The organism is Verrucomicrobium sp. BvORR106, assembly GCF_000739655.1.
In the GTDB taxonomy this organism is placed as follows: domain Bacteria; phylum Verrucomicrobiota; class Verrucomicrobiia; order Verrucomicrobiales; family Verrucomicrobiaceae; genus Verrucomicrobium.
On the sequence record NZ_BATR01000101.1, the window covers coordinates 1 to 2,623 of the forward strand.

A 2,623-nucleotide genomic window follows, 5' to 3' on the forward strand; every position below is an offset into this window, starting at 1 on the left:
CATCAGCGGGAACACCACCACCTTCCACTATGGTGCGGTGGGGCCAAACGGTCTTGGCTGGGATGACCCCATCCAGCAGGTCAATGCCCTGGGCAAGAGCCGCTACTTCACCTATGATGACGACACCCGGGTCATGAAGTCCATGACCGATGAGCGGGGCACGCTGACCAGCTACACGATTCAAGCTGGCACCGGGCTGCGGACCAAGGAAACCATCAGCAAGGGTGTCTCGACCCTGAAGGTCACTGACTTCGACTACGGTGCCGGCGGCTTTGCCGGGTTCCTGGCCAAGACCACGGTGCAAAGCACCACCGCCACCGGGGGCGATCTGATCACGGAGTACACCCCCGATGCCAATGGCCGGGTCCAGAAGGAGGCCGTTACGGCCGGAGGGGGTGTTGAGCTGGTCACGAGTTACGTCTATACCGGCAACGGCAGCAAAAGATCCGTCACCGATCCTCGCGGCCAAAGCATCAGCTTCCTATATCACCCTCAAAGTCTACGAGTTGTCAAGGCTACCAATGCCGACAGCACGTACCGTCAGTTCAGCTATGACGCTCACGGAAACATGGTGTCGGAAAGGGCCGAAAGCGGGCTCACGACCACGCACGAGTATGACTCCTTGAACCGGCGCAGGAAGTCCACCTCCATGGTGGACGGCCTCAATCTGGTTCGTGAAACCACCTACACGGCGCTGAACTTGCCGCATACGGAGACCGATCCGCGCGGCACGGTCACCACCCACACCTATGACGGCATCGGCCGACGCCTCACCACCACGGTGGGCAGCGGTGGGGACGCCCAGACCACGACCTACACCTACGGGACCAACAGCGGGGGCAGCGTCTTTGACGTGAGCGGGTTCAAGCCCACCACCATCACTGATCCGCGCGGCAAGGTGACCGCCATCACCTATGACGATCTCTACCGGCCCACGATCAAGCAGATGCCGGAGGGCAACACCGTCACCACCACCTATGACGACGCGGGCAACCCAGAGGAGGTCAAGGACGCACTCAATCGCATCACCAAGACCACCTTTGACGGCCTGAACCGCCCCACCAAGGTGGAATATCCCGATGCCACCACCCGGCATTCCTTCTACACACCCTCCGGTCTGGTCTGGAAGGTGGTGGATGAGCTGGGCCGTGAAACCCTCACCCAGTACGACCGGGCCGGTCGCGCTGTGGAGGTGACGCTGCCTGAGGTCAACGGGGTCAGCCCGGTGACCAAGACCGCCTATGACGCCAATGGCAATGTCATTGCCGTGCAGGATCCCCTGGGGAACATCGTCACCACGGTCTATGACAACCGGAACCGTCCCACCAAGGTGACCTCCCCGTACATCTGGGATGCCCTGGCGGGCCAGTGGTCCCGGCCGGAGGTGAACACCACCTATGACGCCGGAGGCAACGTGCTCACGGTCACCGATCCCCTGGGCAAGGTCACCACCAAGACCTACAACAACGCCGGCTGGATGTTGACCGTGCGAAATGCGTTGAATCAGATCTCCACCATGACCTATGACCGCAACGGCAACGTCAAGACGGTGACCGATGCGCTCAACCGGGTGGTGACCAACACCTACGACATCCACAACCGTCTCATCGAGACGGAAGATGCCGAGGAGCAGATCACCACCTTTGGTTACGACAAGAACGGCAACCGGACCTCGGTGACCGATCCGCGGGGCAAGGTGACCACGTTCACCTATGACGACCTCAATCGGCTCCTCAAAGAAACCTTCCAGGAGGGCGTGTGGACCGAGCGTCATTACGATGCGGTTCGTGAAACCTTCCGGGAAGACAGTGCCGGGCGGGAGTTCACCTTTGGCTATGACCTGCGCGACCGGCTCACCACCACGACCTGGACAGTGGGCGGCAGCCCGGTGGTGCGCACCCGGGTCTATGATACCGCGGGCCGTCTCACTGATGTGACCGAGACGGGTCGTCCCGAGGCCACAGTGGGCTACACCTATGATGCCCTTGACCGGGTGGCCACCGAAACCTCTCAGGGCCTCACACATACTTACACCTATGACCTGGGCGGGCGACGGACCGGGAGCGCGCTGGGCACGGGCAAGACCATTGCCACCACCTACGACAGCCAGGGCAAACCGCTCACGGTGACCGAGGGCGGGCGCACCACGGTCTATCATTATGACCTGGCCAGCCGGGCGGTGGCCCAGACCCAGCCCAACGGGTTATGGCAGTACAACTCGTATGACGACCTAGGCCGTCTGGAATCGCGCCAGACCTACACCAGCGCCGATGCCCTACAGGCCCAGTTCCTGTGGACTTATGACGCGGTGGGCAATGTCACCGTGCAGTCAGAGCGCTGGCCTGGGGAAGGCACCCGTGGCGCGGGCTGGCGCAGCACCGTCATGGTGTATGACGCCACCAACCGGCTCACGGGTGAGGCCATGGCCCAGCCGGGTTCCCCGGTGATCACCACCGGTTATGCCTATGACACCGGCAGCAACCGCAGCGTCAAGCTGGTGAGCACAGACGGCACCCTCACCACCCAGACGCTCTACACCTACAACGACTTCAACCAGCTCACGGACTGGTCCGAGGAAGATGGCTTGGGGCAGTGACCCGCGAGGCGGACTTGACCTATGATC

General features: G+C 62.2%; 1 pseudogene. It reads left to right on the forward strand.

The window, feature by feature from the left end:
- Nucleotides 1-2,596 (forward strand): annotated as a pseudogene (locus tag BV106_RS17650) (sugar-binding protein); the annotation flags it as partial.
- Between the last annotated feature and the right edge of the window lie 27 nt (nucleotides 2,597-2,623).